Annotated in this window: 21 protein-coding genes and 2 pseudogenes; 7 read left to right on the top strand and 16 right to left on the bottom strand. The window is 68.4% G+C overall.

Annotated features, from left to right (window positions below; genetic code table 11):
- The first annotated feature begins 66 nt into the window (after nucleotides 1-66).
- Complete coding sequence (locus D5041_RS07225) at nucleotides 67-1,446, top strand: alpha,alpha-trehalose-phosphate synthase (UDP-forming) (RefSeq protein WP_010105569.1); 1,380 nt, start codon at nucleotides 67-69, stop codon at nucleotides 1,444-1,446.
- A 49-nt stretch (nucleotides 1,447-1,495) separates the two neighbouring features.
- Here the strand turns inward: D5041_RS07225 and D5041_RS07220 are convergent, their stop codons facing one another.
- From D5041_RS07220 to D5041_RS07205, 4 genes and pseudogenes are all read right to left on the bottom strand, one after another.
- Complete coding sequence (locus D5041_RS07220) at nucleotides 1,496-1,792, bottom strand: BTH_I0359 family protein (RefSeq protein ID WP_010105567.1); 297 nt, start codon at nucleotides 1,790-1,792, stop codon at nucleotides 1,496-1,498.
- Between the two features lie 204 nt (nucleotides 1,793-1,996).
- Nucleotides 1,997-3,106 (bottom strand): DUF3108 domain-containing protein, encoded by a 1,110-nt coding sequence (locus tag D5041_RS07215; RefSeq protein ID WP_265284403.1) that lies wholly within the window; start codon nucleotides 3,104-3,106, stop codon nucleotides 1,997-1,999.
- Nucleotides 3,107-3,185: 79 nt separating this feature from the next.
- On the bottom strand, nucleotides 3,186-3,722 hold the full coding sequence (locus D5041_RS07210; protein ID WP_265283183.1) for a GNAT family N-acetyltransferase: 537 nt from the start codon (nucleotides 3,720-3,722) through the stop codon (nucleotides 3,186-3,188).
- 139 nt (nucleotides 3,723-3,861) lie between these two features.
- A pseudogene (locus tag D5041_RS07205) lies at nucleotides 3,862-4,813 on the bottom strand (Bug family tripartite tricarboxylate transporter substrate binding protein).
- 344 nt (nucleotides 4,814-5,157) lie between these two features.
- Between D5041_RS07205 and rimP the strand changes: the two are divergent.
- The 4 genes from rimP (at nucleotide 5,158) to rbfA (ending at nucleotide 10,591) form a co-directional block, all read left to right on the top strand.
- Nucleotides 5,158-5,742, top strand: a complete 585-nt coding sequence (gene rimP, locus D5041_RS07200; protein WP_029554405.1) for a ribosome maturation factor RimP — start codon at nucleotides 5,158-5,160, stop codon at nucleotides 5,740-5,742.
- Nucleotides 5,743-5,835: 93 nt separating this feature from the next.
- Nucleotides 5,836-7,320, top strand: a complete 1,485-nt coding sequence (gene nusA, locus D5041_RS07195) for a transcription termination factor NusA (protein ID WP_010105166.1) — start codon at nucleotides 5,836-5,838, stop codon at nucleotides 7,318-7,320.
- 23 nt (nucleotides 7,321-7,343) lie between these two features.
- Nucleotides 7,344-10,211, top strand: coding sequence for a translation initiation factor IF-2 (gene infB / locus D5041_RS07190; protein WP_265284205.1), 2,868 nt, complete (start codon nucleotides 7,344-7,346; stop codon nucleotides 10,209-10,211).
- 8 nt (nucleotides 10,212-10,219) lie between these two features.
- Nucleotides 10,220-10,591: a 30S ribosome-binding factor RbfA gene (rbfA, locus tag D5041_RS07185; RefSeq protein ID WP_265284204.1), complete on the top strand. Its 372-nt coding sequence runs from the start codon at nucleotides 10,220-10,222 to the stop codon at nucleotides 10,589-10,591.
- A 46-nt stretch (nucleotides 10,592-10,637) separates the two neighbouring features.
- On the opposite strand, the gene D5041_RS07180 is transcribed toward rbfA, so the two are convergent.
- The 9 genes from D5041_RS07180 to D5041_RS07140 form a co-directional block, all read right to left on the bottom strand.
- Nucleotides 10,638-10,931: a hypothetical protein gene (locus D5041_RS07180; protein ID WP_010099965.1), complete on the bottom strand. Its 294-nt coding sequence runs from the start codon at nucleotides 10,929-10,931 to the stop codon at nucleotides 10,638-10,640.
- A 58-nt stretch (nucleotides 10,932-10,989) separates the two neighbouring features.
- Nucleotides 10,990-11,262 carry a FixH family protein gene (locus D5041_RS07175; protein ID WP_265257832.1) on the bottom strand — a complete coding sequence of 91 codons (273 nt, stop codon included), beginning with the start codon at nucleotides 11,260-11,262 and terminating at the stop codon, nucleotides 10,990-10,992.
- Nucleotides 11,263-11,322: 60 nt separating this feature from the next.
- Nucleotides 11,323-12,768: a cytochrome c oxidase accessory protein CcoG gene (gene ccoG, locus D5041_RS07170; RefSeq protein ID WP_265284203.1), complete on the bottom strand. Its 1,446-nt coding sequence runs from the start codon at nucleotides 12,766-12,768 to the stop codon at nucleotides 11,323-11,325.
- A gap of 33 nt (nucleotides 12,769-12,801) precedes the next feature.
- On the bottom strand, nucleotides 12,802-13,716 hold the full coding sequence (gene ccoP, locus D5041_RS07165) for a cytochrome-c oxidase, cbb3-type subunit III (RefSeq protein ID WP_010099961.1): 915 nt from the start codon (nucleotides 13,714-13,716) through the stop codon (nucleotides 12,802-12,804).
- Between the two features lie 31 nt (nucleotides 13,717-13,747).
- Nucleotides 13,748-13,885 carry a cbb3-type cytochrome oxidase subunit 3 gene (locus tag D5041_RS07160; RefSeq protein ID WP_010099960.1) on the bottom strand — a complete coding sequence of 46 codons (138 nt, stop codon included), beginning with the start codon at nucleotides 13,883-13,885 and terminating at the stop codon, nucleotides 13,748-13,750.
- 15 nt (nucleotides 13,886-13,900) lie between these two features.
- Nucleotides 13,901-14,545 (bottom strand): cytochrome-c oxidase, cbb3-type subunit II, encoded by a 645-nt coding sequence (ccoO, locus tag D5041_RS07155; protein WP_010099959.1) that lies wholly within the window; start codon nucleotides 14,543-14,545, stop codon nucleotides 13,901-13,903.
- Between the two features lie 18 nt (nucleotides 14,546-14,563).
- Nucleotides 14,564-16,003, bottom strand: a complete 1,440-nt coding sequence (ccoN, locus tag D5041_RS07150) for a cytochrome-c oxidase, cbb3-type subunit I (protein ID WP_265283180.1) — start codon at nucleotides 16,001-16,003, stop codon at nucleotides 14,564-14,566.
- Nucleotides 16,004-16,068: 65 nt separating this feature from the next.
- Complete coding sequence (gene ccoS / locus D5041_RS07145) at nucleotides 16,069-16,206, bottom strand: cbb3-type cytochrome oxidase assembly protein CcoS (RefSeq protein WP_010099956.1); 138 nt, start codon at nucleotides 16,204-16,206, stop codon at nucleotides 16,069-16,071.
- The gene (locus D5041_RS07140) at nucleotides 16,206-18,581 is read right to left on the bottom strand and encodes a heavy metal translocating P-type ATPase (protein ID WP_265284202.1); all 2,376 of its coding nucleotides are present in this window, start codon (nucleotides 18,579-18,581) and stop codon (nucleotides 16,206-16,208) included. The genes ccoS and D5041_RS07140 overlap by 1 nt, the downstream gene beginning before the upstream one ends.
- 132 nt (nucleotides 18,582-18,713) lie before the next feature.
- On the opposite strand from D5041_RS07140, the gene D5041_RS07135 reads away from it, so the two are divergent.
- Together D5041_RS07135 and D5041_RS07130 are read left to right on the top strand one after the other, a co-directional pair.
- Nucleotides 18,714-19,157 (top strand): universal stress protein, encoded by a 444-nt coding sequence (locus tag D5041_RS07135; RefSeq protein ID WP_265257837.1) that lies wholly within the window; start codon nucleotides 18,714-18,716, stop codon nucleotides 19,155-19,157.
- 55 nt (nucleotides 19,158-19,212) lie between these two features.
- Nucleotides 19,213-19,429, top strand: a pseudogene (locus tag D5041_RS07130) (universal stress protein); the annotation flags it as partial.
- A 72-nt stretch (nucleotides 19,430-19,501) separates the two neighbouring features.
- On the opposite strand, the gene D5041_RS07125 reads toward D5041_RS07130, so the two are convergent.
- The 3 genes from D5041_RS07125 to mfd all read right to left on the bottom strand — a co-directional run bounded on the left by D5041_RS07125 (nucleotide 19,502) and on the right by mfd (nucleotide 25,671).
- On the bottom strand, nucleotides 19,502-21,055 hold the full coding sequence (locus D5041_RS07125; protein ID WP_265284201.1) for a malonate--CoA ligase: 1,554 nt from the start codon (nucleotides 21,053-21,055) through the stop codon (nucleotides 19,502-19,504).
- 86 nt (nucleotides 21,056-21,141) lie between these two features.
- The gene (locus D5041_RS07120) at nucleotides 21,142-22,125 is read right to left on the bottom strand and encodes a Bug family tripartite tricarboxylate transporter substrate binding protein (protein WP_265284200.1); all 984 of its coding nucleotides are present in this window, start codon (nucleotides 22,123-22,125) and stop codon (nucleotides 21,142-21,144) included.
- 81 nt (nucleotides 22,126-22,206) lie between these two features.
- The gene (gene mfd, locus D5041_RS07115) at nucleotides 22,207-25,671 is read right to left on the bottom strand and encodes a transcription-repair coupling factor (RefSeq protein WP_265284199.1); all 3,465 of its coding nucleotides are present in this window, start codon (nucleotides 25,669-25,671) and stop codon (nucleotides 22,207-22,209) included.
- Between the last annotated feature and the right edge of the window lie 88 nt (nucleotides 25,672-25,759).

Genomic DNA, 25,759 nt, shown 5'->3' with positions numbered 1-25,759 from the left:
CGCCTTGGGACAATTTAAGCGATTGTCTGACAACCACTCTGCCGCTACAACTGCGATGATGGGGCCATGAGCCGTCTGGTCGTCGTATCCAACCGCCTCGCCGATCCCCGCAAGCCCGCAGCCGGTGGCTTGGTCGTCGCGCTCGGCGAGGTCCTGAACCAGACCGGGGGGCTGTGGATGGGCTGGAGCGGCAACGTGCTCGAAGGCGGCGCACCCGGCGAGGGCGAACTGCACCTGCGGCAGGCCGGCGCCGTGACCCTGGCCACCATCGACCTGTGCCGCGAAGACCACCACAGCTACTACCACGGCTACAGCAACAGCGTGCTCTGGCCGGTGTTCCACTACCGGCTGGACTTGGCGGACTTCAACGCCCACTACATCGCCGGCTACCGCCGCGTGAACCAGATGTTTGCGCGCAAGCTGCTGCCGCTGCTGCGCGCCGACGACATCATCTGGATACACGACTACCACCTCATTCCGCTGGCCGCCGAACTGCGCGCCCTGGGCTGCCGCCAGCGCATCGGCTTTTTCCTGCATGTCCCCGTGCCGCCGCCACTCATCATGGCCGCCATCCCCCAGCACGAATGGCTCATGCGCTCGCTGTTTGCCTACGACCTGGTGGGCCTGCAGAGCGAGGCCGACGTCGTGCATTTCAAGCACTACGTGCACACCGAGGGCCGCGCCGAAAAACTGGGCGACCAGCACGTGCGCGCCTTCGGGGCCACGGTGCTGGTGCAGGCCTTTCCCATCGGCATCGACGTGGACGAGTTCAGCCGGCTGACCCGCGCCAGCGACGCCGTGGAAACCTGCGCGCGCCTGCGCGCCGAATACTCGCGGCGCCGCCTGCTGCTGGGAATCGACCGGCTGGACTACTCCAAGGGCCTGCCGCAGCGCGTGCGCGCCTTTCGCGAACTGCTCGAGCGCTACCCGGAAAACTGCGCCAGCGCAACGCTGGTCATGATCGCCGCGCCCACGCGCGACAACGTGCACGCCTACACCGACCTGCGCCAGGAGCTCGAAGGCCTGTGCGGCGCGGTGAACGGCGACTACGGCGAGCTCGACTGGATGCCGCTGCGCTACATCCACCGCATGGTGGCGCGCAAGCGCGTTCCGGGCCTGTGCCGCGCAGCAGCCGTGGGGCTGGTCACCCCGCTGCGCGACGGCATGAACCTGGTGGCCAAGGAATACGTGGTGGCGCAGGACCCGCAGGACCCCGGCGTCCTGGTGCTGTCGCGCTTTGCCGGTGCCGCCGAGCAACTCGACGAGGCCCTGCTCGTGAACCCCTACGACACGCAGGCAATGGCCGACAGCATGCAGCGGGCCTTGCAAATGCCGCTGGTCGAACGGCAGGAACGCCACAGCAAGCTCATGGAGCGCATCCGCACGCACGACGTGCACTGGTGGCGCCGGTCATTTCTGAGCGCGCTGCAGGCTGCGAACGATTAGCAGCGCGTCGCTCGCGCCATGGATGCGCCGCCCTTCGCGGGGCGGGACGTCAGTGCATGACGACGGGGTTCTGCGCGAGGCTCGCGTAGCGGTCCAGCGCGTCTTCCACTTCCTCCTGCGTGGGCGTGTCGCGTTGCCAGGCGAGTATTTGCTCCTGGAACATCTCGGCCCAGGAGCCGTCCAGATACACCTCTTTGCCGGAGCGCTTGTCCACGATCTCAAAACCATGGCGCGCGAGCCGGGGACCGGTGGGGGGGGTGTTGTCAAGCGCCTGCGCGCCCTGCTCCACGGTGTCGGGCAGCATGTGGACCACCACGAAGGATTCTGAGTCGTAGAGCATGTGCATGGTATTTCCCCTGGTCGTAATGGATGACAGATGACAGCGGGTGCGCAGAGTTCAAGTGGCCCGGAGCAAGCCGGGGACCGCCCGGCTACGTCGCAGTATTTCATGAAAATCCTGGGTTACCAGATTTGCAGGACTTTTCTGTGGCGATGGCGCTGCCACGCAACACTCCACCCGGGCCTGCCCGGGGAGCCGTGCGGGAGATTCTCAGGGCGCGCTGCGGCCGCTCAGTTGCAGGTCCGCAAAGTCGCCATTCGCCTGCGTGAGCCGGATGCGCACGGGCAGATAGTCCAGCGCGGGGGCCAGCCACAGCACGGCCTGTTGGTCATCCTGGTTGCGGGGCAGGCGCCGCAGCCTGAGGGCCGGCGTGTGCCCGGCGGGCAGGTCCAGCGTTTCGGGGCCTTCGACGTGGAAGGTCCAGCGCTCGGCGCTGCGGGTGCTCACGGCGGTCAGCGTGAGTTCGGTGCCGGAAACCCGGCGCTGCGGGTCGGCTGCCAGCAGCGCGCCCAGTTGGATGAACAGGCTCAGGCGGTCCTGCGCACCGGGGTCCACTGCGGCCTCGGCGGGCGTTGCGGCGCTGAACACGACCCGGCCCCCCGCATGGTCGAAATCGGCCGTCTGTACGCTGCCCCGGCGGTGCTCGGAAAAGCGCTCGGGCCGCAGGCCCTGCGGCGTGATCCGGCCCTCGCTGCTTTGCGTGCGCGAGCCCAGCAGAAACGCGCCGACCTCCTGGCGCGCCGCATACCGGCTGCCATCGTGCTGCCACAGCAATTCGGCGCGGGCGTGGTAGCTGAGCTTCCTGGTCTGTCCGCCCACCCGGAACGCCAGCCGCGCCGGCGCGGGAAGAATCGGCAGCGGCGCGGCGCCGGGCGGGTCGCCGTTTGCGCCAGCGTCCTGCGCTGGAGCGGCTGGCTGCGGCGGGTCCGGTGGATCCGGCGCTGGCGCGGCGCCCGCCCCGCTGTCGGGTGCAGCGCTCGCCATGCCGCTTGCGGCCCCGGGGTCCGGGTCGGGCGCATCGGCGAGCACCCCTGCCAGCCAATCCCCGGCGGGCGGGGGAGGCTGCTGCGCCTCGCCGGGGTTTGGGGCCTGGACCTGGACCTGGGGCTTGCGCGCCGCGCGCCTGGGCGCCGGTGCGGGCCGCGGCGCGGGTGGCTCCGGGGCCACGGGCGGCGGCGCGGCGATGCTGCGGGCGTCGAACACCCGGACAAGGTTCACGGACTGCACGGCTGGCTTCCAGGACAGGAACACCCAGCCCAGCACCAGCGCGTGCAGGAGCAGCACCAGGGCGGTGCTCAGAAACAGGGCACGCCGCCGCATCAGCGCACAACCGCCCCCGTGGATGCGCGCGCCGACGCCCGCATTGCGACCCGGCACGCGCCCATTCGGCAAGATGCGTTCAAAGTTGCTTGTGGAAGAACGTGGTGCCGCAGAACGCGCCATCCGGCATCAGCGCGTAGTTGGGCACCATGCCCACCTGCTGCCAGCCGGCACGCCGGTACAGCCGCTCGGCGTCGCCGCCGGTCACGGTGTCGAGCACCAGCACCGTCTTGCCTGCGGCGCGCGCGGCATCGTCCACGGCGGCCATCAGGCGCCGGGCCAGGCCCAGGCGGCGGGCCTGGCGGTGCACCAGCATCTTGGCCACGTCGGCACGGTGGGGCTGGTTGTCGGGCATGGCGGTCACCAGTTGCACGGTGCCGACGATGCTGCCATGCGGGTCCTGGGCCACCAGCAGCACGCGCTCCTTGCGCGCAACGCCTTCGGCCACCGTGCGCCAGAACGCCAGCGCCTTGTCATGCGACAGCGGCCACATGAAGCTCACCGATGCACCGCCCTGGACGCAGTCGATCAACAGCTCGGCCAGCGCCGGGGCGCTGGCCACCGCCTCGGCCGCGTCCAGCCGACGCACGGTGGTGGAAGAGGGGGCAAGGAGCATGGGTTTTCCTGAGAGCCTCGGGGGAGGCTGCAACTCTACCGGAACGACGATGCGTTCAGGGCGTGCGCAGACCCGGTTCAGCCAGCCAACTCGGCCCATCCCCTGAATCGATCCGCCCCGCTGCACGCGGGCTCCAGGATTATTCCGGCGTGATCCGGTACTGGCGAATCACGCCCGCCCAGCGCTCACTGTCCGCCTGCACCATGGCCGCAAACTGCGCCGGGGTTGCGGGGGCGGCGGGCTCCAGGCCCAGCTTGGCCAGGGTGGGCCAGCACATCGGGTGCCTGCATGGCCTGGGCAAAGGCCCTGTGGACGCGCTCCACCAGCGCCGGCGCGGCGCCAGCGGGCAGGTACAGGCCAAACCAGGTCACCGACGAATAGCCCGGCAGGCCCGACTCGGCCAAGGTGGGCAGTTCGGGCGCGAGTGCGCTGCGCTTCGGGCTGGTCACGGCCAACGCCCGCAGGCGGCCGCTCCTGACGTGCGGCATGCCGGTGGGCAGGGCGTCGAACAGCAGGTGCACCTGCCCGCTGACCAAGTCGGGGATGGCCAGCGCCGTGCCCTTGTAGGGCACATGCGTCATCTCCATTCCCGCCTGCGCAGCGAAGGCCGCACCGTTCAGATGCACGATGGTGCCGTTGCCACTGCTGGCGTAGTTGAGTTGGCCCGGATGGGCCTTGCCGTAGGCAATGAGCTCGGCCATGCTCTGAACCGGCAGCGAGGGAGTGACCAGCAGCACGCTGGGGGCGTCGGCCAAGTGGGCGACGGGGGTGAAATCCTGGCCCGCGTCGTAGGCCAGCCGCGGCACGAGGTGGGGGGATATCGCGTGCGTGCTGCTGGTCGTGAGCAGCAGCGTGTAGCCATCCGCACGCGCCCTGGCCGCCTCGGTGGCCCCCCGAGTGCCGCCAGCACCGGGGCGGTTTTCCACCACCATCTGCTGCCCCAGGTCCTGCGCCACGCGCTGCGTGATCACGCGCGCCACGAGGTCGGTGGCGCCGCTGGCAGGAAACGGAACGATCACCCGCACCGGGCGCTCGGGCCAGGCCGTTTGCGCCCAGGCCCCCGTCGCCCAGACTCCCGTCCCCCAGGCCATCAGCCAGGCCAGGCCAGGCCGCGCAGACCAAGTCCCCAGGACGAACGACGCATATGAAACACTCCTTGGCCCAAACAAAACAAAAAACAACACCGGCAGCAACCGCGCAGGGATTATGAACGGCCTCCCGGGCTGCCCGCGAAGGGGCTCGGAACGGCACCCGGGACGCAGTTCGTCTTTGCAAATCGCTGCTTTGCACGTTACAATGCGCGCCTCACGACCAAACGGGCAGGCAGCAACTGCCCGCTTTTTTTGGTCGCATGCTTTTCGGAACTCGAAGCTGTCGGGGAGGAGTCTCCGGGGGCTATCGGGTTTTTTGTTTTTTCGGGATGGAAGCGAGCCAAGTGGCATTGCAGCGAGTCGTGGAACAAATTGTGACGGGCCTGGGGTACGACCTGGTGGAGATTGCACACTCCGCCGGCGGCTTGCTGCGCGTGACCATCGACTGGCCCTGGGTCGCACCGCGAGCGCAGGAGCCCGCCGCGCAGCGCTTCGTCACGCTCGAGGACTGCGAGAAGGTCACGCGCCAGCTGCAATTTGCGTTGCAGGTGGACGACGTTCCATACCAGCGCCTGGAGGTCTCGTCGCCCGGAATCGACCGCCCCCTGCGCCACGAACAGGATTTCGTGCGCTTCGCGGGCTCGGTCGTCGACATTCGCCTGAAGGCGCCCATCGGCGCCGCAGCGGCGGGGCAGGTGCACGCCGCGCGCAAGAAATTTCGCGGCCGGCTGGAGCCGACCGAAGCCGGGGGCTGGCGCATCGTCTGGAGCGACGAGCCGCCGCTCCCGCCAGGTCGAAGAGTCAGCAAAAAGCGCGTCCCCGCCCCTTTGCAGACGCTGGACTTCAGCTTGGACGAAGTGCGGGACGTGCGTCTCGCGCCCATCGTCGATTTCAAGGGGCGTGGTGGCGTGGCGCCAGCACCTGCGTAGCGCCCGCCTGAACCACGCAATGAAATCGGCGCAGGATGAATCGGGTGTGGTCGCTGCACCTTCCCGGATGATTGAATACAGGAGAGTCGTCGCATGAATCGCGAATTGTTGATGTTGGTCGAGGCCATTTCGCGCGAGAAGAACGTTGAGCACGATGTGGTCCTGGGCGCCGTGGAGGCGGCCCTGGCGCAGGCCACCAAGAGGCTCTACCAGGGCGAGGTGGACATTCGCGTGTCCGTCGATCGCGACAGCGGCAGCTACGAGACCTTTCGCCGCTGGCTCGTCGTTCCCGACGAGGCCGGCCTGCAGAACCCGGACGCCGAGGAACTGCTGATGGACGCCCGCGAGCGCATCCTGGACATCGAAGTCGGCGAATACATCGAGGAAGCGGTGGATTCCGTTCCCATCGGCCGCATCGGCGCCATGGCGGCCAAGCAGGTCATCTTGCAGAAGATCCGCGACGCGGAGCGCGAGATGCTGCTCAACGACTTCATGTCGCGCGGCGAGCGGATTTTCACGGGAACCGTCAAGCGCATGGACAAGGGCGACATCATCGTCGAGTCCGGCCGCGTGGAGGGCCGGCTGCGCCGCGCCGAGATGATCCCCAAGGAGAACCTGCGCAGCGGCGACCGCGTGCGCGCAATGATCATGGAGATGGACCTGAGCCTGCGCGGCGCGCCCATCATCCTGTCGCGCTCGGCCCCCGCGTTCATGACCGAGCTCTTCCGCCAGGAAGTGCCCGAGATCGAGCAGGGCCTGCTGGAGATCAAAAGCTGCGCGCGCGACCCGGGATCGCGCGCGAAGATTGCCGTGCTCTCGCACGACAAGCGCGTGGACCCCATCGGCACCTGCGTCGGCGTGCGCGGCACCCGCGTGAACGCCGTGACCAACGAGCTCGCCGGTGAGCGCGTGGACATCGTGCTGTGGTCCGACGACCCGGCGCAGTTCGTGATCGGCGCGCTGGCTCCGGCGAACGTCTCGTCCATCGTGGTGGACGAGGAGAAGCACGCCATGGACGTGGTGGTGGACGAGGAAAACCTGGCCATCGCGATTGGCCGCGGAGGGCAGAACGTGCGCCTGGCGTCCGATCTGACCGGCTGGAAGATCAACATCATGGACGCCGCCGAATCGGCGCAAAAGCACGCCAACGAGACCGGCACGGCGCGCAAACTGTTCATGGAAAAGCTCGACGTGGACGAGGAGATCGCCGACATCCTCATCGCCGAAGGTTTCAACAGCCTGGAAGAAGTCGCCTACGTGCCGCTGCAGGAAATGCTGGAAATCGAAGGCTTCGACGAGGACACCGTCAACGAATTGCGCGCCCGCGCCAAGGATGCCCTGCTCACGCAGGAGATCGCCCGCGAGGAAAGCGTGGAGGAGGTCTCGCAGGACCTGCGCGACCTGGGCGGACTCACCCCGGAATTGATTGCCAAGCTCGCAACCGGGGGGGTGCACACGCGCGACGACCTGGCCGATCTGGCCATAGACGAACTGACCGAACTGACCGGGCAGCCTGAGGAAGAGGCCAGAGCCTTGATCATGAAGGCACGCGAACACTGGTTCGCGGGGCAAGCGTAAAGGTCCGGGAGGCACGGCCGAATATGTCCAGCAATACTGTTTCCGAGTTCGCCACCGAACTCAAAAAATCGCCCGAAACCCTGCTCGACCAGCTCAAAGCTGCGGGCGTGGGCAAGGTGGCCCCCTCCGACACGGTGACCGAGTCGGACAAGCAAAAGCTGCTTGCCTACCTGCAGGCCAGCCATGGCACGGCCTCCGCAGACCGCAAGAAGATCACCCTGGTGAAAAAGTCCACGAGCGAAATCAAACAGGCCGACGCCACGGGCAAGGCGCGCACGATTCAGGTGGAAGTGCGCAAGAAGCGCACCTTCATCAAGCGCGACGACGGCCGCGAAGGCGTAGCCGAGCCCGAAGACGCGCCCGCCGCGGCGGTGGCGGCGCCAGAGCCATCCGCCGTCTCGAACGAGGACCTGGAACTGGCCCGGCGCGAGGAGGAAGCGCACCGCCAGGCCGCGCTGATCCGCCGCCAGGAGGCCGAGCTCGTGGAAAAACGCGCGCAGCGCGAGGCCCGCGAAAAGCGCGAGCGCGAAGCCGAAGAGCGCGCCGCCGCCTACGCGGCGCAAGCGGCAGAAAAGAAGGCCCAGGCGAGCGCCGTGAAGCAGGAAGCGACCCGCGAGCAGGCCACCGAGGCCGCCGCGCGGGCTGCTGCCCAGGCCGAGGCCCGCGAGAAGGCCGCAGCCCAATCCAAGGCGCGCTCCGACGAGGAAACCGCGCGCGCCGCCGATCTCGACGCGCGCCGCCGCCGGGCCGAGGCCGAGGCCGCGGCCATCCGCTCCATGCTGGCCACGCCCAAGAAGGCCGTCATGGTCGCGAAGAAGCCCGAGGAGCCCAAACCGGCGGCCAAACCCGTCGCCGCCGAGGCCAAGAAGGGCACGCTGCACAAGCCCGCCGGGGGGACGCCGCGCGCCGGCGCCGCGGCCCCTGCGGCCGCGCCGGGCGCGGGCAAGGAAGTCAAGTCCGCCAAACTGTCGTCGAGTTGGGCGGGCGACAGCGCCAAGAAAAAGGAAATCAAGACCCGCGGCGACAGCAGCGGCGGCGTCGGGCGCAACAACTGGCGCGGCGGCCCGCGCGGGCGCCGCGGCGACAACCGCGAGCAGCGCGACGAGCACCAGCCGTCGGCTCCGGTCGAGGCGCGCAGCATCGAGGTGCACGTGCCCGAGACCATCACCGTCGCCGAGCTGGCGCACAAGATGTCCATCAAGGCATCCGAAGTCATCAAGGCGCTGATGAAGATGGGCCAGATGGTCACCATCAACCAGCCGCTGGACCAGGACACGGCGATGATCGTCGTCGAGGAGCTCGGTCACAAGGCGGTGGTGGCCGCGCTCGACGATCCGGAAGCCTTTGCCGACGACGACGTGGCGCAGCAAAACGCCGAGGTGTTGCCGCGCGCGCCGGTGGTGACCGTCATGGGCCACGTGGACCACGGCAAGACCTCGCTGCTCGACTACATCCGCCGCACCAAGGTGGCCGCGGGCGAAGCCGGCGGAATCACGCAGCACATCGGCGCCTACCACGTCGAGACGCCGCGCGGCATGGTCTCGTTCCTCGACACCCCGGGCCACGAGGCCTTCACCGCCATGCGCGCACGCGGCGCACGGGCCACCGACATCGTGATTCTGGTGGTCGCCGCGGACGACGGCGTGATGCCGCAGACCAAGGAAGCCATCAAGCACGCCAAGGCCGCGGGCGTGCCCATCGTGGTGGCGATCACCAAGGCCGACAAGCCCGACGCCAACCCCGACCGCGTGCGCCAGGAACTGGTGACCGAGGAGGTGCTGCCCGAAGAGTACGGCGGCGATTCGCCCTTCGTCGCGGTATCGTCCAAGACCGGAGCGGGAATCGACGCGCTGCTCGAACAGGTGCTGCTGCAGGCCGAAGTGCTCGAACTCAGGGCGCCCGTGGACACGCTGGCCAAGGGCCTGGTGATCGAGGCGCAACTCGACAAGGGCCGCGGCCCGGTGGCCACCGTGCTCGTGCAGTCCGGAACGCTCAAGGCCGGCGACGTGGTGCTCGCGGGCCAGACGTACGGCCGCGTGCGCGCCATGCTCGACGAAACCGGCCGCTCCACAAAAACGGCGGGCCCGTCGATTCCGGTCGAAATCCAGGGCCTGACCGAGGTGCCGCAGGCCGGCGACGAATTCATGGTGCTCACCGACGAGCGCCGTGCACGTGAAATCGCCACCTACCGCGCCGGCAAATTCCGCAACACCAAGCTGGCCCAGCAGCAGGCGGTGAAGATGGAAAACATGCTCGTCGGAATGACCGCGGGCGAGGTGAAGATGCTGCCCATCATCGTCAAGGCCGACGTGCAGGGCTCGCAGGAGGCGCTGGCCCAGTCGCTGCTCAAGCTCTCGACCGGCGAGGTCAAGGTGCAGCTGGTGTACGCCGCGGTGGGCGCGATCAGCGAGTCGGACATCAACCTGGCGATCGCCTCCAAGGCCGTCGTCATCGGCTTCAACGTGCGCGCCGACGCCGGTGCGCGCAAGCTCGCCGAGAACAATGGCGTGAACCTGCGCTACTACAGCATCATCTACGACGCCGTGGACGAGTTGCGCGTGGCAATGTCCGGCATGCTGGCCCCCGAGCAGCGCGAAGAAGCCCTCGGTACGGCCGAGATCCGCACCGTGTTCGTGGCCTCCAAGATCGGTACCGTCGCGGGTTCGTACATCACCTCCGGCATGGTGCACCGCAACGCCAGGTTCCGCCTGCTGCGCGAGAACGTGGTCGTGCACACCGGCGAAATCGACTCGATCAAGCGCCTCAAGGACGACGTCCGGGAGGTCAAGGAGGGCTTCGAGTGCGGCATCAAGCTCAAGAACTACAACGACATCCGGGAAGGCGATCAGCTCGAGTTCTTTGAAATCAAGGAAATCGCGCGCACGCTGTGATGATCCCGATGGCCGCGAAGAAATCCTCCTCCCCCGATCGCGCCTTCAAGGTGGCCGACCAGATCCAGCGCGATCTCACGGAGCTCATCGCGCGCGAGCTCAAGGACCCGCGCGTGGGCCTGGTGACGCTGCAGGGCGTGGAGGTCACGCCCGACTACGCGCACGCCAAGGTGTTCTTCAGCCAGCTCACGGGCGACCCGCAGGCAACGCAGGCGGCGCTCAACCAGGCCGCGGGCTTTCTGCGCAACGGCCTGTTCAAGCGCCTGCACATCCACACCGTGCCCACGCTGCACTTCGTGTTCGACCGCAGCTGCGAGCGCGCGGCCGACATGCACGCCCTGATCGCCCAGGCGCTTGCTTCGCGGGCCAAAGAGGACTGACCGCGCTCAGGCCCCCGCCCAGAGAGCCGCTTGCAAGCCCCATCGCTCAGGGGAACGACGAGGTCTTGCAGCAGTCCTCGGGGCGCTCGCCTTCGGCAACCGGGCAGCGGTTGAGTTCGAACGGCGACTGCGCGAGCAGCGTGGTCAGCGCGCTCGACGCCATGGTCACCGCCCAGAACGCAAAGAACGCCAGGGTGTAGACGCCCTCGCGCGACAGCGCCAGCGTCTGCCCGAACCAGTGCAGGTCCTGCGGATCGACCAGGGCAAACACCAGCATTTCCAGTACGCCCGCCATCAGAAAGGCGGGCCAGGCAATCCACATCAGGCGCTGCGTCCACATGGCTACTGTCTCCTTGTTGGGTCCGCGGCTTGGCCCGTCGGACGGGGGGATCGCGGCTTCAGTGCTGCGGCGGCTGCGGCACCGGCGTGAGCGCATGGTTGCGCCCCTGGATCGCCGGCACCAGGCTCTTTGGCGTGGCCTGGAGCGTTTTGTTGATCTCGATTCCCTGGCGGTAATAGTCCTCGGCGACCACCGGGTCCGGCCGCGCAAGCGCCAGCCACAGGGTGGCGAAGCTGGCGACGATGACGCAGGCCGGGCCCGCGATCACCAGCCAGACATGGCCGAATGTCCACCACGGTGCAGTGTTTTCCGGGCAGGGGCTTGAAGGCATGGTGGCTTACTCCTTGATGACGGTCTGATTGTGTGATGCGACGCCAACCTGCTTGGCTGCCTACCGCGGAACCAGGAACACGGATTTTTCCGTCACCCGGGCGCCGGCGCCCAGGGCCTGCACGTCGAAATGCACCGCATGCGCGCCGGGCTTTTCCGAGCCATACGGTATCTGCAGGCGCACGGCGATCCAGCGCGATTGCGCGGCGCCGACGTCCACCTCGGCGTCGGAGGCCAGCGCCAGGCCTTCGAGCCCGCGTGCAGCGATGCGATAGCGCTGCGCTTGCTCCGTCGCGTTCATGATTTGCAAGCGGTAGATGTTCTCCAGCCTGCCGCCGGCGACGATGCGCGCGAGCGCCGCGCGGTCGTGCAGCACGTCCACCTTCAGCGGGGTGCGCAGCAGCAGGCTGGCCAGCATGCCCAGGCTCAGCGCCGCGAGCAGCGCGCCGTAGATCAGCACCCGGGGACGCAGCACGCGGCGCAGCATCTGCGCCTGGCTCCAGCGCCGGGCCACGCCATTTTGGGTGGCGTAGCGGATCAGGCCCCGGGGGTACTGCATCTTGTCCATCACGCCATTGCACGCATCGACGCACAGGCCGCAGCCGATGCATTCGTACTGCAGGCCCTGGCGGATGTCGATCCCCACCGGGCAGACCTGCACGCACAGCGTGCAGTCGATGCAGTCGCCCAGGCCGCTGGCCTTGGGCTCCACGGCCTTGCCGCGCGCACCCCGGGGCTCGCCGCGCTGCGCGTCGTAGCTGACGATCAGCGTGTCCGGGTCGAACATGGCGCCCTGAAAGCGCGCGTAGGGGCACATGTACTTGCACACCTGTTCGCGCATGAAGCCGGCGTTGCCATAGGTGGCAAAGCCGTAGAACAACACCCAGAAGATCTGCCAGCCGCCCTGCAGGGCGAGCAGTTCGCTGCCGAGTTCCCGGATGGGGACGAAGTAGCCCACGAAGCTCAGCCCCGTCCAGAGCGCGAGCGCGATCCAGACGATTTGCTTGAGGCCTTTCTTGCGCAGTTTCTCCCAGGTCCAGGGGCCCTTGTCCAGCCGCAGGCGGGCGCTGCGATCGCCCTCGATCCGGTGCTCGACCCACAGGAAGATCTCGGTGTAGACCGTCTGCGGGCAGGCAAAGCCGCACCACAGCCGCCCTGCGACGGCCGTGAACAGGAACAGCGCCAGCGCCGAGATGATGAGCAGGCCCGTGAGATAGATGAAGTCCTGCGGGTACAGCACCAGCCCGAACATATAGAAGCGCCGCGCCCCGAGGTCGAACAGCACCATCTGGCGCTGCCCCCATTCGAACCACGGCAGTCCGTAGAAGACCAGTTGCGTGAGCAGCACCATGGCCCAGCGCCAGCGCGCGAACGGCCCGTCGATGGAGCGCGGGTGGATCTTCTTTTGCGCCTCGTACAGGGAGCCGCCCGCGTCCCCGGACGGGGCGTCGGATGCCACCGGGACGATCGGGATGCTCTTGCGCGCGGGTTCGGTGGACGGTTGCATGCTGGTATCGAGGATGCCCCCCGCCCCCTCGGATCAGCGCGCGGCCGCCGACCCGTGCGACAGGCCCCAGACGTAGGCCGAGAGCACGCCGATCTGCTCCGCGGTCAGCTTTTCTGCCTGCGCTGGCATCTGGTTCACCTTGCCTTCGTTGATCATCGCCGTAATCACCGCCTCGCCCCAGCCGTGCAGCCAGATGTCGTCGGTCAGGTCGGGCGCGCCCAGCGCCTGGTTGCCCTTGCCGTCCATGCCGTGGCAGGCGGCGCAGAGCGCGAACTTCGATTTGCCCAGCGACGCGCGCAGCGAGTCGTGCGGGTTGCCCGAGAGGCTCAGCACGTAGTGCGAGAGATTGCGCACGTCCTCGGGGCTGCCGACCGCTGCCGCCTGGGGCGGCATATTCCCGACGCGCCCCTTGGTGATCGTCTCGCGAATCTGCTCGGGGCTGCCGCCGTGCAACCAGTCGCCATCCGTCAGGTTCGGAAAGCCCTTGCTGCCACGCGCGTCCGATCCATGGCATTGGGCGCAGTGGTTCATGAACAGCCGCTCGCCGATCGCCTGCGCCTGCGGGTCGCGCGCCATGTCTTCGGGTTTCATCGTGGCAAAGCGCGCGTACAGGGGCTCGAGCACCGTCCTGGCCTGCGCCATTTCGGCCTCGTACTGGTTCTTCTGGGTCCAGCCCAGCTGGCCCGCAAAATTGCCCAGGCCGGGGTACGCGACCAGGTAGCCGAGGCTGAACACGACGGTGATCACGAACAGCCACACCCACCAGCGCGGCAGGGGGTTGTTCATCTCGACCAGGTCCGTGTCCCAGACATGGCCGGTGGTGTTGTCGCTGCCGGCGGACACCTTCTTGCGTCCGGCCATCCAGAGCAGCACCATGCAGGCGACGATGCCGATCAGGGTCAGCGCGGCCACGAAGAGCGGCCAGAAATTGCTCTTGAAGTCACTCATGGGGTGTTTTCTCGGGGTGTTCTGCGGAAGTTCAGTCCTGCTCGAAAGGCAGCCGGGCCGCCTCTTCAAACCGCGACCGGTTGCGGCCCCGGTAGGCCCAGACCCAGATTCCCAGGAAGCAGGCCATCGATGCCAGCGTGGCGACGATGCGCAATGTGGTGATGTCCATGGCGAATCTTTCCTTTCACTTGAGCGTGCGCCCCAGGACCTGCAGGTAGGCGATGAGCGCGTCCAACTCGGACTTCCCCCTGACCTCGTCCGCCGCCGCGGCGATCTGCGCGTCGGTATAGGGAACGCCCACGGTGCGCAGGGCCTGCATGCGCGGCGCGAGCTGGCCCGGGTCGAGCTGGCTCTTCTCCAGCCAGGGGTAGGCCGGCATGTTCGATTCGGGAACCAGGTCGCGCGGATTCGTCAGGTGGATGCGATGCCATTCATCGCTGTACCTGCCGCCCACACGGTGCAGGTCCGGCCCGGTGCGCTTGCTGCCCCACTGGAAGGGGTGGTCGTAGACGAACTCGCCGGCGACGGAGTAGTGGCCGTAGCGCAGCGTCTCGGCGCGCAGCGGCCGGATCATCTGCGAATGGCAGTTGTAGCAGCCCTCGCGGATGTAGATGTCGCGGCCCGCGAGCTGCATGGCGTCGTAGGGCTTGAGGCCCGCGATCGGCTCGGTCGTGGACTTCTGGAAGAACAGCGGCAGGATCTCCACCAGGCCGCCAATGGCGATCACCAGCAGGATCAGCACGATCAGCAGGAAGTTGCTGGTCTCGACCTTTTCGTGGCGAAAGCCGGTCGCAGCGGATGCGTTGTCGGATGTGTCGTGGCTGGACATGGTCTGGCTCCTTGGGTCTCAGGCCTGCGCCGCGTGCACGGCAGGAATGAGCGCCTTGGCCGAGCGGCCACCGATCGCGGTCAGCCAGACGTTCCAGGCCATGACCAGCATTCCGCCGAGGTACAGCAGGCCGCCGACGGTGCGCACCACGTAGAACGGATAGCTCGCCTTGACGCCTTCCACGAAGCTGTAGCTGAGCGTTCCGTCGGGGTTGATTGCGCGCCACATCAGGCCCTGCATGACACCGGCGATCCACATGGCCGCGATGTACAGCACGATGCCGACGGTGGCCATCCAGAAATGCAGCTCGATGGCCTGGATCGAGTGCATTTTCTCCCTGCCGAACAGGCGCGGAACCAGGTAGTACAGCGACCCCATGGAGATCAGCCCGACCCAGCCCAGCGCGCCCGAGTGCACGTGGCCCACGGTCCAGTCGGTGTAGTGGCTCAGCGCGTTCACGGTCTTGATGGACATCATCGGCCCCTCGAACGTGGACATGCCGTAGAACGACAGCGACACGATCAGAAAGCGCAGGATGGGGTCGTCGCGCAGCTTGTGCCAGGCGCCCGACAGGGTCATGACGCCGTTGATCATCCCGCCCCAGCTGGGCGCAAGCAGGATCAGCGAGAACACCATGCCCAGCGATTGCGTCCAGTCGGGCAACGCGGTGTAGTGCAGGTGGTGCGGACCGGCCCACATGTAGGTGAAGATCAGCGCCCAGAAGTGGACGATGGACAGGCGGTAGCTGTACACCGGGCGCCCCGCCTGCTTGGGGATGAAGTAATACATCATCCCGAGGAAGCCTGCGGTGAGGAAGAAGCCCACGGCGTTGTGGCCATACCACCACTGGACCATCGCGTCCTGCACGCCGGCGTACGCCGAGTAGCTCTTCATGAAGCCCGCCGGGACCTCCGCGCTATTGACCACGTGGAGCAGCGCCACGGCCAGGATGAACGCGCCAAAGAACCAGTTCGCGACGTAGATGTGCCGGACCTTGCGCGTGCCGATGGTGCCGAAGAACACGATGGCGTAGGCCACCCAGACGAGCGTGATCAGGATGTCGATGGGCCATTCGAGCTCGGCGTATTCCTTGCCCGTGCTATAGCCCAGCGGCAGGCTGATGGCTGCCGCCAGGATGACCAACTGCCAGCCCCAGAAGGTGAACGCCGCGAGCCGCCCGGCAAACAGCGACACCTGGCTGGTGCGCTGCACCACGTAGTAGCTGCTGGCAAACAGCGTGCAGCCGCCGAACGCAAAAATCACCGCGTTCGTGTGCAGGGGGCGCAGGCGCCCGTAGCTGAGCCAGGGAATGCCGAAGTTGAGCTCCGGCCAGGCGAGCTGCGCGGCGATGAGCACGCCCACCAGCATGCCTACCACGCCCCAGACCACGGCCATCACGGAGAACTGCCGCACCACCGTATCGTCGTAATGCGCGGCATCTGTTTTTCGAGCATCCATCGGGCACCTCATCATTATTGCGATCGAAGTGTGCGGGAATCCGGCCAGACAGACATTGACCCAAGTCAACCGTCCTGGAGAATGCGCTCGCCTTCCTGCTCCAGGCTCTCGAACTGGCCGTGGTGCACCGCCCACCACAGCCCCGCCAGAATCATCAGCACCAGCACCACGGAGAGCGGGATCAGGAGGTAGAGGATGTCCATCAGAGGGGCTCCCGGGAGGTCTTGGAGAAATCGCCGCTGGTATCGGCGCTGGTGCCCGTGGGCAGCGCGCGCGCCAGGCGCGCGGCGTTGAGCACCACCAGCAGCGAACTGAGCGCCATGCCCAGGCCGGCGAGCCAGGCGGGCATCTGGCCCGCGAGCGCCAGGGGAACGCACAGCGCGTTGTACGCCGCGGCCCAGCACAGGTTCTGACGCACCACCTGCAGGCTGCGGCGCGCCAGCAACAGGGTCTGCGGCACCCGCTCCAGGCTGTCGCCGAGCACCACGAAATCCGCGCGCGACTGGGCCAGCGGCACGGCGCGGCCAAAGGCGAACGACACATGGGCACCGGCGAGCACCGGGGCATCGTTCAGGCCGTCGCCGACCATCGCCACACGGCGGCCAGCGGACTGCAAGGCCTGCAGCGCGACCAGCTTGTCCTGCGGCGTGCACCCGCCCTGCGCCCGGGCAATTCCCGCCTGCGCCGCGACGCGCTGCACCGCCTGCGTCCGGTCGCCGGACAGCAGTTGCACCGTGACGCCGGCCTGCTCCAGCGCGCGCACCACGGCGGGGGCCTCTGCGCGCAGGTCTTCCACCAGTTCAAAGCGCGCCAGCTCGTACCAGCGGTCGGCGCCGCGCTGCTCGGCCAGCACGACCTGCAACGCGGCGGCGCCATCCTGCGGCGCCGCATCCGCATGGCCGGCGGAGCCGAGCCGCAGCCTGCGCACCGTGCCCGAGGTCTCGCGCACCGTGGCGCTCAGCCCCTGCCCGGCCTGCTCCTGAAGATCCGCCACGCGCCAGCCGGCGTCCGGCGCGGGCGCTGCCGCGGCCAGGGCGCGCGATGCGGGGTGCAGCGAGTGGCGCGCCAGGGCAGCCGCGAGGCGCAGGACCGCGCCGGTGCTCCAGCCCTCGGCCACGTGCACGGCGCGCAGCGCCATGCCGTCGCGGGTCAGCGTGCCGGTCTTGTCGAACACCACGCAGTCCACCGCAGCCAAGGCCTCCAGACCCTGCAGGTTGCGCACCAGCACCCCTTGGCGCGCCAGGGTTCCCGCAGCGGTGAGCATGGCCACGGGCGCCGCCAGCGAGAGCGCACACGGGCAGGTCACGATGAGCACGGCCACCGCCACCATGAGCGCCTGCCCCGGACCGGCGTGCCACCAGAACAGCGCCGCCAGCGCCGCAGCCAGCAGCACGGCGAGCAGGAACGGCCGGGCGATACGGTCCGCCAACTGCACCAGCCGCGGCTTCTGCAAGGCCGCGCTCTCCATCAGCGCGACGATCTGCGCAAAACGGGTCTGCGCGCCCACGCCCTCGACCCGCACCTGCACCGGCGCCTGCAGGTTGTGGCTGCCCGCGGCGACGGCGCCGCCGACGCTGCGCGCCACGGGGGTCGATTCCCCGGTGAGCAGCGCCTCATCGACCTGCGTGCTGCCCTCGGTGATGCAGCCGTCGGCCGGAAACGCCTCGCCCGCGAGCACGCGAATGACGTCGCCTGCGGCCAGACGGCGCGTCGCCACGCGGCTGAAAGCACCGTCCGCGCCACGCCGCTCGACGCTGTCGGGCAGGCGATTGAGCACCGCCTCGAGCGCGCCCGCGGTGCGCTCGCGCAGGCGCGACTCGAGCAAGCGCCCGGTGAGCAGAAAGAACACGAACATGCTCAGCGAGTCGTAGTACACCTCTTTGCCGAAAATCCCCGTGGGGTTGAACGTTCCCGCCATGCTCACGCCGAAACTGATGGCCATGCCCAGCGCAACCGGCAGGTCCATGCCGACGCGGCGCGCGCGGATGTCGCGCAGCGCGGCGGAGAAGAACGGCGCGCACGAGAAGACCAGCGTGGGCAGCGTGACGACCCAGCAGGCCCAGCGCATCAGTTGCTCGGTCTCGCCGCTCAGATCGCCCGGCCGCGCCACGTACGCGGGCCACGCGTACATCATCACCTGCATCATGCAAAGCCCCGCCACCAGCCAGCGCCACAGCGCGCCGCGGCCCTCGCGCAGGCGCCGCTCACGGGCCTGTGAATCCATCGCGGGCAGGGCGCGGTAGCCCGCCCTGTGCACCGCGTCCAGCCATTGCGAGGGGCGGACCTGGCCCGGATCCCAGAGCACGCGGGCGCGGCAGCTGGCAGCGCTCACCTCGGCCCGGAGCACGCCGGGAACGGCGCGCAGCGCGTTCTCGACGGTGAGCGCGCAGGCCGCGCAGCGCATGCCTTCGAGCACCACCTGCGAGTCCCATGCGCAGGCCGCAGGGTCCTCCGCAGCGGCGCCTGCCAGCGGCACGGGATGGCCAAATGCCGGCCATTCTTGCGGGTCGTCGAGCAGCAGGATGGACGCGGCGGACGGGGGGGTCGAAGGCGGCTGCGGTGCAGCAGCACGGGACATGGTCACAGGCATGGCGCTAGTGTCGCATCCCGACCTGACACCGCGCCCCGGCAGACGCATTGACTTGTATTAAACGCGGCGACATGATCGCTCCCCAAACGCGTTCCGTGGGGGAACGCCAAGGAGAGTCCGATGTACAAATGCATCCTGATCGCCACCGACGGCTCGCCGCTGTCGGACAAGGCCGTGGAACACGGCCTGTCTCTGGCCGCGCTCGCGGGCGCCACCGTGATCGCCCTGAAGGTGGTGCCGCGCTACGCGCGCAGCTACTTTGAAGGCACCATGCCGGTTGACATGAAGGACGTGGACCGCGTGGAGAAGCAATGGAGCGACGCGGCGCAGGCCGTGGTCGATGGCATCAAGACCCGGGGCGACGCCCAGGGCGTGGTAGTCACGCCCATGACCACGCAATCCGACCTGGTCGCCGAGGCGCTGATCTCTGCCGCGAAAAAGCACCAGTGCGACCTGATCGTGATGGCCTCGCACGGCCACAAGGGCCTCAAACGCCTGCTGCTGGGCAGTGAAACCCAGCACGTGCTCACGCACTCGCACATCCCGGTGCTGGTGCTGCGCTGAGCGCCGGGGGACAAGGGCCCCACCGGCTCAGACAAGGTGGTGCCGCGCTACTCTGGGCGACGCCCAGGGCGTGGTGGTCACGCCCGTGACCACGCAATCCGACCTGGTCGCCGAGGCGCTGATCTCTGCCGCGAAAAAGCACCAGTGCGACCTGATCGTGATGGCCTTGCATGACCTCGCACGGCCACAAGGGCCTCAAGCGCCTGCTGCTGGGCAGTGAAACCCAGCACGTGCTCACGCACTCGCACATCCCGGTGCTGGTGCTGCGCTGAGCGCCGGGGGACGGGGCCCCGCCGGCTCAGGCGGCACTGCGCTGAGGGCCGGGGAACGAGGGCCCCGCCGGCTCAGGCAAAGAGATCCTGGTACTGCGCGCGCAGCAGGCTCTTCTGCACCTTGCCCATGGCGTTGCGCGGCAGTTCGGCGACCACGAAGCAGCGCTTGGGAATCTTGAAGTTCGCGAGCTGCGCCTTGAGCGTGGCGCAAATCGCCTCGCCGTCGAGCTGGGCGCCCGGCCTGGGGACCACCACGGCCACGCCCACCTCGCCAAAGTCGGGGTGCGCAACGCCCACGAGCGCGCTCTCGGCGACACCGGGCAGGCCGTTGATATGGCCCTCGATCTCGGCCGGGTAGACGTTCAGGCCACCGCTGATGATCAGGTCCCGGCTGCGCCCGACGAGGCTCAGGTAGCCGCGCGCGTCGATCCGACCCAGGTCGCCGGTCCGGAACCAGCCGTCGGGCGTGAATTCTTCAGCGGTTTTCTCGGGCATGCGCCAGTAGCCCGGGAACACGTTCGGGCCCCTGACCTGTATGCCGCCGGTCGCGCCCACGGGCAGGGGCTTGTCTGCGGCGTCGGCCACGCGCAAGCCCACCCCGGGCAGGGGAAAGCCCACGGTCGCGCCGCGCCGCTCGCTCTGACCAGCGTGGCGCGCGTCCACGCCGCAGGGGTTGGAACTGAGCATGAGGGTCTCGCTCATGCCGTAGCGCTCCAGGATGGTGTGGCCCGTGCGCTGCTGCCAGGCGTTGAAGGTTTCGAGCAGCAGCGGGGCCGACCCGGAGATGAACAGGCGCATGTTCCGCACGGCCTGCCGGTCCAGCCCCGGCTCGGCCAGCAGGCGCACGTAGAGCGTGGGAACGCCCATGAAGACGGTGGCGCGCGGCATCGCGGCGAGCACGGCCCGGGGCTCGAACGACGCCAGCCAGATCATTTTGCTGGCGTTCATCAGCGCGCCGTGGATGGCCACGAACAGGCCATGCACGTGGAAGGTGGGCAGCGCGTGGAGGAGCACGTCGCCGGCCTGCCAATCCCAGTAGTCCCTGAGCACCTGCGCGTTCGACAGCAGGTTGCCGTGCGTGAGCATCGCGCCCTTGCTGCGGCCCGTGGTGCCGCTGGTGTAGAGGATCGCGGCCAGGTCGTGCGCGCGCCGGACCGCCGGCGGGTGCGCGTCGCCATGGTGCGCCGCACGCTCGAGCAGGCTGCCCTTGTGGTCCGCGCCGAGCGTGAAGACATGCCGCACGCCCCGGATGAAGGCGATCGTGCTCACCCAGCCGAAGTTGCCCGGGCTGCACACCACCACGGCGGGATCGGCGTCGCCGATGAAGTCAGCGATCTCGGCGCTCTGGTAGGCCGTGTTCAGCGGAACGAACACATGGCCCGCGCGCAGCGTGGCGAGGTAGAGCAGCATCGCCTCGACCGACTTCTCCACCTGCACCACGACGCGGCTTCCCGGGGGCAGGTTCAGCGCCGCCAGCAGGTTCGCGATGCGCGCGCTGGTCTGCTCCAGGTCGCGCCATGTGTAGCGCAGCGGGCACCCGTCGGGCGCCGTGGCTTCCACGGCGCAAGCGTCCAGGTCGGCGGGGAATGCTGCGCGCAGCGCGCTGAAAAGATTTTCTTGTTTCATGGCGGTTTCCCGGGGGTCTCACTATTTTCGTTTTCCATGCTGCTGGTGGCGCGCCCTTGAGGGGGATGGATTCGGCAAGGGGTGCATCAGCGCAGCCTTGCACCCGCTACCCTGACCACGGCCGCCCAGCGCCGGAGTTCGTTGCGCACCAGGCCGGCAAGCTGCTGCGCATCCAGGCTCCCGTACTCGGCGCCGTTGCGCGCCCAGATGGCCCGGACCTCCTCGTCCGCGCCCAGGCGCCGCATCTCCTCGATGATGCACGCCTGCACGTCGGGGGGCGTTCCCTTTGGCGCCCACAGGCCGTACCAAGTGCTCACGTCGTAGTCGGGCAGACCCACTTCGGCTGCGCAAGGAACGTCCGCAAGGGCCGCGTTGCGCCGGGAGCCGGAGACCATGAGCGCCTTGACGCGCCCGTCCCGGATATGCGCGGCGGACGGACCCAGGCCGTCGAACATCATGTCCACGTTGCCGGCGGCGAGGACCTTCCATACCCAGTCCGCTCCGTAGGGAGCATGCTCGATCGAGACTCCCGTCTGCTGCTGGAACAGCTCGCCCGCCAGATGCTGCAAGCTGCGCCTTCCGGCCGTGCCGTACTGGAGCTTTCCGGGCTTGCTGCGCACCTGCTCCAGGAACTGCCCGAAGTCGCTGACCGGCACCGTCCCGGGGTTCACCACCAGCACCTGGGGCATGCTGACCAGAAGACATAGCGGGATGAAATCCTTTTCCAAGTCGTAGTCGAGCCGGGGGTACATCGTCGGGGCGATGGCGTGCTGCGCCCCGCCCATGAACAGCGTGTAGCCATCGGGCGCGGCCTTGGCTGCGTAGCTGGCGCCGAGCGTGCCGTCCGTGCCGCCCCGGTTGCTGGTCACCAGCGTCCTGCCCTGGGCCCGGGAGAACTGCGCGGCCAGCGGCCGGGCAAAGGCGTCGGCTCCGCCCCCTGCGGGGAAAGGCACGACCAGGGTGACCGCCCTGGTGGGCCACGTGGAAGTGGGCTGCGCCCAACCGCTGCCGCTGGCCAGGCCCGCGGCGCCGAGCAGCATGTCCCGGCGCCGGATGCGCAGATCGTTCATACATTCGCTCCCTGTCGTCGTTGCAAAAAATGCTGCACGGGGCGCGCCTGGCATGGCAGTCCAAGGCCGGCCGCGGCCCCGTCACGCCGCAGCCGGCTGCGCCATCGGCCGGCCCAGGCTGCGCAAAATGTCGCGCACGAGCTGGGCGCGCTCCCGGGGTTCCTTCGATTCGCGTTCTATGCGCAGCTTCTCGTTGCCCACCAGCTTGATGTGCCGGTTCTTCCGGATCAGCTCGACGATGCGCAGCGGATCCACCGGGGGCTGGGGGCAGAAGCTGATGTGGATCACGCCGGGCGCCGCGTCCACCTTCAGCACGCCGTAGGGCTGGCTGAGCACGCGCAGGCGGTGTACGTCGATCAGCGTCTGCGCCTGCGGCGGCAGCTTGCCGAAGCGATCGACGAGCTCTTCGAGCAGGCCGTCGATCTGCTCGGGCGCCTTCGCCGTGGCCAGCTTCTTGTAGAAGGACAGGCGCAGTTGCACGTCGCCGCAGTAGTCGCTGGGCAGCAGCGCGGGGGCGTGCAGGTTGATGTCCGTGGTCGCGCTCAGCGGGCCGAGCAGGTCCGGCTCCTTGCCGGCCCTGAGCGCCCTGACGGCTTCGGAGAGCATCTCGTTGTACAGCTGAAAGCCCACTTCGAGCATGTTGCCGCTCTGGTTTTCGCCGAGCACCTCGCCCGCGCCGCGGATCTCCAGGTCGTGCATCGCCAGGTAGAAACCGCTGCCCAGTTCCTCCATCTGCTGGATCGCATCGAGCCGCTGCGCCGCCTGTTTGGTCAGGCCCTCGATGTCCGGCACCATCAGGTAGGCGTAGGCTTGGTGGTGGCTGCGGCCCACGCGCCCGCGCAGCTGGTGCAACTGCGCCAGGCCGAACTTGTCGGCGCGGCTCATGATGATGGTGTTCGCCGTGGGCACGTCGATTCCGGTCTCGATGATGGTCGAGCACAGCAGCAGGTTGTGCCGCTGGGCCACGAAGTCGCGCATCACGCGCTCGAGCGCGCGCTCGGGCATCTGGCCGTGGGCCACGGCAATGCGCGCCTCGGGGAGGATCTCTTCGAGCTTTTGGCGCCGGTTGTCTATGGTCTCGACCTCGTTGTGCAGAAAGTACACCTGCCCGCCGCGCTTGAGCTCGCGCAGCACCGCCTCGCGGATCACGCCCGTGCCCTCGTTGCGTACAAAGGTCTTGATCGCCAGGCGCCGCTGCGGTGCGGTGGCGATCACGCTCAGGTCGCGCAGGCCCTCCAGCGCCATTCCCAGCGTGCGCGGGATCGGCGTGGCGGTGAGGGTGAGCACGTCAACCTCGGCGCGCAGCTGCTTCATCTGCTCCTTGTGGCGCACGCCGAAGCGGTGCTCTTCGTCGACGATGAGCAGGCCCAGGTTGTGGAACCGGGTGGACTCGGACAACAGCTTGTGCGTGCCGACGACGATGTCCACCATGCCGTCGCGAATGCCCGCCAGGGTGGCCGTGATCTCCTTGCCCGATCGAAAGCGCGAGACCTCGGCCACCTTGACCGGCCATTTTCCGAAGCGATCGACCAAGGTCTGGTAATGCTGCTCGGCGAGCAAGGTGGTGGGCGCGAGAAACGCCACCTGCTTGCCGCCCGTGACCGCGACGAAGGCCGCGCGCAGCGCCACCTCGGTCTTGCCAAAGCCCACGTCGCCGCAGACCAGACGGTCCATCGGGCGGGGCGAGAGCATGTCCTGGATCACGGCCTGGATCGCGGCATGCTGGTCGGCCGTTTCCTCAAAGCCGAATTCGTTCGCAAAGGCCTCGTAGTCCTGCGCCGCAAAGCGGAACGCATGGCCCTCGCGCGCAGCACGGCGCGCGTAAATGTTGAGCAGCTCGGCGGCGCTGTCGCGCACCTGCTCGGCGGCCTTGCGCCGGGCCTTCTCCCACTGGCCGCTGCCCAGCCTGTGCAGCGGGGCCTCGTCGGCGCTCACGCCGGTGTAGCGGCTGATCAGCTGCAACTGGCTCACCGGCACGTACAGCACGGCCTGGTCGGCGTATTCCAGTTGCAGGAACTCCTGCAGCGCGGGGGCGCCGTCGGCGTCGGGCTGGCCCAGATCCATGTGCACCAGCCCCCGGTAGCGGCCAATGCCGTGCGCGCTGTGCACCACCGGGTCGCCCAGGCTCAGCTCCGACAAGTCCTTGATCAGCGCCTCGACGTCGCTGACCTGCTCCTGCTTCTTGCGCCGGCGCGTGGTCGGGCCTGCGGAAAACAGCTCGGTTTCGGTGACGAAGTCGATTCCGCCCGCAACCCAGCCAAAGCCCGCGCTCAGCGCCGCCGTGGCCATTCCGAGCTTCTCGGCGGGGGCGCCCTGGAACGCGGCCAGCGAATCGAACACCGGCGGGTTCAGGCCGCTGGCGCGCAGAAAATCGAGCAGGCTCTCGCGCCGGCCGTCACTTTCGGCCAGCAGCAGCACCCGCTGCGCTGTGCTGCGCACATGCGCCTGCAGGCGGGCCAGCGGGTCTTCGGCGCCGCGCAGCACCGACAGATCGCCGAGCGTGCGCACGTCCGGGTTCTCCTGCTCCGCGGCGCGCATCAGCAGCTGCGCCTGCAAGTTGGCCCGGGTGTGGAACTGCTCGGCGGACAGGAACAGCGCCTCGGGCGGCAGCGCGGGGCGCTCGGGGTCGGCCTGGATCAGTCGGAAGCGCTCCCGGGTGTCCTGCCAGAAACGCTGGAAGACCGGCTCCAGCTCGCCATGCAGCACCACGGTGGCGCTGCTGCCCAGGTAGTCGAACATGGTCGCGGTGTCGTCAAAGAACAGCGGCAGGTAATACTCGATTCCCGCCGTGGCCACGCCGTTGCCCATGTCCTTGTAGATGCGGCTCTTCGTCGGGTCCCCCTCGAGCAGTTCGCGCCACCGGCTGCGGAACTTGGCGCGCGCCGCCTCGTCCATCGGGAACTCGCGCCCGGGCAGCAAACGCAGTTCGGACACCGGGTGCAGGCTGCGCTGGCTGTCGGGGTCAAAGCTGCGGATCGAGTCGATCTCGTCGTCGAACAAATCCACCCGGTAGGGCTCGGACGCGCCCATCGGAAACAGGTCGATCAAGCCGCCGCGCACCGCGTACTCGCCCGGGCTGACCACCTGCGACACATGGCTGTAGCCGGCGAGCGTGAGCTGGGCCTTGAATTTCTCCGCATCGAGCCGCTGGCGGAGCGCAAAGTGAAAGGTATAGCCCGCCAGAAACGCCGGCGGCGCGAGCCGGTACAGCGCCGTGGTCGCCGGCACCAGCACCACGTCGGCCGCGCCCTGCCGGATGCGCCACAGCGTCGCCAGCCGCTCGCTGATCAGGTCCTGGTGCGGCGAGAAATTGTCGTAGGGCAGCGTCTCCCAGTCGGGGAACAGCGCGCAGCGCAACCCGGGCGCAAAGAACGCGATCTCGTCGATCAGGCGCTGCGCGTCGCTGGCGTCGGCCGCAACAATGGCCACGCTGCGCTGCGCCGCCCGCTCGCGCTCGGCCAGCTGCGCCAGCAGCAGGGAATCGGCGCTGCCCGGAGGGCGGGCCAGGATGCATCGTTTTCCGGGGGAGAGTTTGGGCAGTTCCATGCAGACACGGGCGTCGGACTCGCCAGACCCCCTGCGCGAAGCGCGCACGGGCGGATGGGGCAAGCTGCGGGCTATTCTAAATTCCGGG

It is taken from the genome of Verminephrobacter aporrectodeae subsp. tuberculatae (assembly GCF_026127385.1).
GTDB classification, from domain to species: Bacteria; Pseudomonadota; Gammaproteobacteria; order Burkholderiales; family Burkholderiaceae_C; genus Acidovorax; species Acidovorax aporrectodeae.
The sequence above is the reverse complement of the archived record's forward strand: the minus strand, read 5'-3'. Positions and strand labels throughout refer to the sequence as shown.

Coding starts and splice junctions, on each gene's coding strand:
- D5041_RS07225 (WP_010105569.1), top strand. CDS start 67: ATGAGCCGTCTGGTCGTCGTATCCAACCGCCTCGCCGATCCCCGCAAG.
- D5041_RS07220 (WP_010105567.1), bottom strand. CDS start 1,792: ATGCACATGCTCTACGACTCAGAATCCTTCGTGGTGGTCCACATGCTG.
- D5041_RS07215 (WP_265284403.1), bottom strand. CDS start 3,106: ATGCGGCGGCGTGCCCTGTTTCTGAGCACCGCCCTGGTGCTGCTCCTG.
- D5041_RS07210 (WP_265283183.1), bottom strand. CDS start 3,722: ATGCTCCTTGCCCCCTCTTCCACCACCGTGCGTCGGCTGGACGCGGCC.
- nusA (WP_010105166.1), top strand. CDS start 5,836: ATGAATCGCGAATTGTTGATGTTGGTCGAGGCCATTTCGCGCGAGAAG.
- infB (WP_265284205.1), top strand. CDS start 7,344: ATGTCCAGCAATACTGTTTCCGAGTTCGCCACCGAACTCAAAAAATCG.
- rbfA (WP_265284204.1), top strand. CDS start 10,220: ATGGCCGCGAAGAAATCCTCCTCCCCCGATCGCGCCTTCAAGGTGGCC.
- D5041_RS07180 (WP_010099965.1), bottom strand. CDS start 10,931: ATGTGGACGCAGCGCCTGATGTGGATTGCCTGGCCCGCCTTTCTGATG.
- D5041_RS07175 (WP_265257832.1), bottom strand. CDS start 11,262: ATGCCTTCAAGCCCCTGCCCGGAAAACACTGCACCGTGGTGGACATTC.
- ccoG (WP_265284203.1), bottom strand. CDS start 12,768: ATGCAACCGTCCACCGAACCCGCGCGCAAGAGCATCCCGATCGTCCCG.
- ccoP (WP_010099961.1), bottom strand. CDS start 13,716: ATGAGTGACTTCAAGAGCAATTTCTGGCCGCTCTTCGTGGCCGCGCTG.
- D5041_RS07160 (WP_010099960.1), bottom strand. CDS start 13,885: ATGGACATCACCACATTGCGCATCGTCGCCACGCTGGCATCGATGGCC.
- ccoO (WP_010099959.1), bottom strand. CDS start 14,545: ATGTCCAGCCACGACACATCCGACAACGCATCCGCTGCGACCGGCTTT.
- ccoN (WP_265283180.1), bottom strand. CDS start 16,003: ATGGATGCTCGAAAAACAGATGCCGCGCATTACGACGATACGGTGGTG.
- ccoS (WP_010099956.1), bottom strand. CDS start 16,206: ATGGACATCCTCTACCTCCTGATCCCGCTCTCCGTGGTGCTGGTGCTG.
- D5041_RS07140 (WP_265284202.1), bottom strand. CDS start 18,581: ATGTCCCGTGCTGCTGCACCGCAGCCGCCTTCGACCCCCCCGTCCGCC.
- D5041_RS07135 (WP_265257837.1), top strand. CDS start 18,714: ATGTACAAATGCATCCTGATCGCCACCGACGGCTCGCCGCTGTCGGAC.
- D5041_RS07125 (WP_265284201.1), bottom strand. CDS start 21,055: ATGAAACAAGAAAATCTTTTCAGCGCGCTGCGCGCAGCATTCCCCGCC.
- D5041_RS07120 (WP_265284200.1), bottom strand. CDS start 22,125: ATGAACGATCTGCGCATCCGGCGCCGGGACATGCTGCTCGGCGCCGCG.
- mfd (WP_265284199.1), bottom strand. CDS start 25,671: ATGGAACTGCCCAAACTCTCCCCCGGAAAACGATGCATCCTGGCCCGC.